Source organism: Clostridium sp. 7_2_43FAA, from assembly GCF_000158375.2.
GTDB lineage: Bacteria > Bacillota > Clostridia > Clostridiales > Clostridiaceae > Clostridium > Clostridium tertium.
Genome location: NZ_JH815223.1, coordinates 35,160 through 38,390, shown reverse-complemented (window position 1 = coordinate 38,390; position 3,231 = coordinate 35,160). Strand labels below are relative to the sequence as shown.

1 tRNA gene and 1 rRNA gene are annotated in these 3,231 nt (G+C 48.9%); both read right to left on the bottom strand.

Annotated features, from left to right (window positions below):
- Positions 1-114 precede the first annotated feature (114 nt).
- Positions 115-3,019 (bottom strand): 23S ribosomal RNA (locus tag CSBG_RS16515).
- A gap of 115 nt (positions 3,020-3,134) precedes the next feature.
- Positions 3,135-3,211, bottom strand: a tRNA-Ile gene (locus CSBG_RS16510).
- Between the last annotated feature and the right edge of the window lie 20 nt (positions 3,212-3,231).

The window sequence follows — 3,231 nt, the reverse complement described above, 5'->3', positions numbered from 1 at the left end:
TAGAGCTTAACTTTCCTGTTCGAATGGAAAGGAGTGTTTCCTCTACGCCATCATCACCAGATTTCAGAGTGTTCTCTGAAAATTGCACATGAATTAGTTTCAAGCCTATTTTTATTGGTCAAGCCCTCGACCTATTAGTATCAGTCAGCTAAATATGTTACCACACTTACACCTCTGACCTATCAACCTTGTGTTCTTCAAGGGGTCTTACTAGCTTATGCTATGGGAAATCTCATCTTGAGGGGGGCTTCACGCTTAGATGCTTTCAGCGTTTATCCCTTCCCGACTTAGCTACCCAGCTATGCTCCTGGCGGAACAACTGGTGCACCAGAGGTCAGTCCATCCCGGTCCTCTCGTACTAAGGACAGCTCCTCTCAAATTTCCTACGCCCGCGACGGATAGGGACCGAACTGTCTCACGACGTTCTGAACCCAGCTCGCGTGCCGCTTTAATGGGCGAACAGCCCAACCCTTGGGACCTACTACAGCCCCAGGATGCGACGAGCCGACATCGAGGTGCCAAACCTCCCCGTCGATGTGGACTCTTGGGGGAGATCAGCCTGTTATCCCCGAGGTAGCTTTTATCCGTTGAGCGATGGCCCTCCCACGAGGTACCACCGGATCACTAAGCCCGACTTTCGTCCCTGCTCCACTTGTGGGTGTCGCAGTCAGGCTCCCTTCTGCCTTTGCACTCTTCGAACGATTTCCGACCGTTCTGAGGGAACCTTTGGGCGCCTCCGTTACTTTTTAGGAGGCGACCGCCCCAGTCAAACTGCCCACCTAACAATGTCCCGTCACCAGATTCATGGCGTCCGGTTAGAATCCCAATACTGTCAGGGTGGTATCCCAAGGTTGACTCCACTAAGGCTGACGCCCTAGCTTCTCAGTCTCCCACCTATCCTGTACAGACAATATCGAAACTCAATGCTAAGCTACAGTAAAGCTCTACGGGGTCTTTCCGTCCAATCGCGGGTAGCGAGCATCTTCACTCGCACTACAACTTCGCCGGATTTGCAGTTGAGACAGTGCCCAAGTCATTACGCCATTCGTGCGGGTCAGAACTTACCTGACAAGGAATTTCGCTACCTTAGGACCGTTATAGTTACGGCCGCCGTTTACTGGGGCTTAAGTTCACACCTTCGCTTGCGCTAAGTGTTCCCCTTAACCTTCCAGCACCGGGCAGGCGTCAGCCCCTATACATCAGCTTACGCTTTAGCAGAGACCTGTGTTTTTGCTAAACAGTTGCTTGGGCCTATTCTCTGCGGCCTGCTCTCACAGGCACCCCTTCTCGCGAACTTACGGGGTCAATTTGCCTAGTTCCTTAACTGCAATTCTTCCGATGGCCTTAGGATTCTCTCCTCATCTACCTGTGTCGGTTTGCGGTACGGGCACTACTTCTCTCTCTAGATGCTTTTCTTGGAAGCATGGAATCAGATACTTCAGTCAAAATGACCTTCCCCATCACACCTCAGAATTGTTAAAGCGGATTTGCCTACTTTAACTCCCTAAATGCTTAGACTAGCATTTCCAATCGCTAGCACATCCTATCCTTCTCCGTCACACCATCGATAATAACGATAATAGTGGTATTGGAATATCAACCAATTGTCCATCACCTACGCCTTTCGGCCTCGGCTTAGGTCCCGACTAACCCTGGGCGGACGAGCCTTCCCCAGGAAACCTTAGATTTTCGGCCTGTAAGATTCTCACTTACATCTCGCTACTAATGCCAACATTCTCACTCGTAATCAGTCCACCGCTCCTTACGGTACGACTTCAGCCCGATTACGACGCTCCTCTACCGCTCAAGTAAACTTGAGCCCGTAGCTTCGGTGGTAAGTTTGAGCCCCGGACATTTTCGGCGCAGGATCTCTCGACTAGTGAGCTATTACGCACTCTTTAAATGAGTGGCTGCTTCTAAGCCAACATCCTAGTTGTCTTAGAAATCCCACATCCTTTACCACTTAACTTACACTTTGGGACCTTAGCTGACGATCTGGGCTTTTTCCCTTTTGACCACGGATCTTATCATTCGTAGTCTGACTGCCGGACTCATAGTATATGGCATTCGGAGTTTGATAAGGTTCGGTAAGCGATACGCCCCCTAGCCCATTCAGTGCTCTACCTCCATTACTCATATCCGACGCTAGCCCTAAAGCTATTTCGAGGAGAACCAGCTATCTCCGAGTTCGATTGGAATTTCTCCGCTATCCACAGCTCATCCCATGCTTTTTCAACAGCAACGTGGTTCGGTCCTCCACGGGGTTTTACCCCCGCTTCAACCTGGCCATGGATAGGTCACCCGGTTTCGGGTCTACGGCATGCAACTAGTCGCCCTATTAAGACTCGGTTTCCCTTAGGCTCCGTACCTTAAGTACTTAACCTTGCTACATACCGTAACTCGTTGGCTCGTTCTACAAAAAGCACGTCATCACCCTCATAAGGGGCTTTGACCGGTTGTAGGCACACGGTTTCAGGTTCTATTTCACTCCCCTCCCGGGGTTCTTTTCACCTTTCCCTCACGGTACTGCTTCACTATCGGTCATCAGGTAGTATTTAGCCTTGGGAGGTGGTCCTCCCTGCTTCCCACAAGGTTTCACGTGTCTCGTGGTACTCTGGATCAGAACTCTAAACCTCTTCGTTTCACCTACGTGGCTATTACACTCTACGGCACAACTTTCCAGTTGTCTTCGGTTACAAATTAGTTTATTTAATGTTCTGTCCGCAACCCCAGAGATAAATCTCTGGTTTGGGCTCTTTCCCTTTCGCTCGCCGCTACTAAGAAAATCGATTTTTCTTTCTCTTCCTCTAGGTACTTAGATGTTTCAGTTCCCTAGGTTTACCTTCCTGCAGCTATTTATTCACTACAGGATACATGGGGTTTCCCATGTGAGTTCCCTCATTCGGAAATCTTCGGATCACTGGCTATGTGCGCCTACCCGAAGCTTATCGCAGCTTATCACGTCCTTCATCGGCTCCTGATGCCAAGGCATTCACCATGCGCCCTTTGTAGCTTGACCTTTTAAATTTAACTATATTTCAAGTTACTCTATAAGTAATTTTAATTACAAAGTTATTCACAAAGAATATTTTTGGCTTGTTGTTTTTTATTCATGTGCAATTTTCAAAGAACAATGGTGGGTCTAAATGGACTCGAACCATCGACCTCACGCTTATCAGGCGTGCGCTCTAACCAACTGAGCTATAGACCCATATTTTGAAGGAAGATCCC